Genomic DNA, 219 nt, shown 5'->3' on the forward strand with positions numbered 1-219 from the left:
CCAGCGCCCAGGGACAGACCCTGACGGTCAGCGGTTTGTTGAACAACGCCACGGGCGGTTCCATCGACAGCGGCGCGGTGCTGACGCTGAAGGCCATGGCCCTGAACAACGGCGGGACGATCAACGCCCAGCAGGCGCTGGGGTTTACCGGCACCCATCTCGATAACAGCAATGGCGTCCTCACCGGCGCCGCTGGCGTGACCCTGGATCTGCTGGGGA

At 66.2% G+C, this 219-nt stretch carries 1 protein-coding gene; it reads left to right on the forward strand.

Annotated features, from left to right (window positions below):
- A partial coding sequence (locus tag ACL9RJ_RS33300; RefSeq protein WP_422766025.1) for a hypothetical protein occupies window positions 1-219 on the forward strand: 219 nt, incomplete at both ends.

Source organism: Pseudomonas sp. Mn2068 (assembly GCF_049319725.1).
GTDB classification, from domain to species: domain Bacteria; phylum Pseudomonadota; class Gammaproteobacteria; order Pseudomonadales; family Pseudomonadaceae; genus Aquipseudomonas; species Aquipseudomonas gingeri.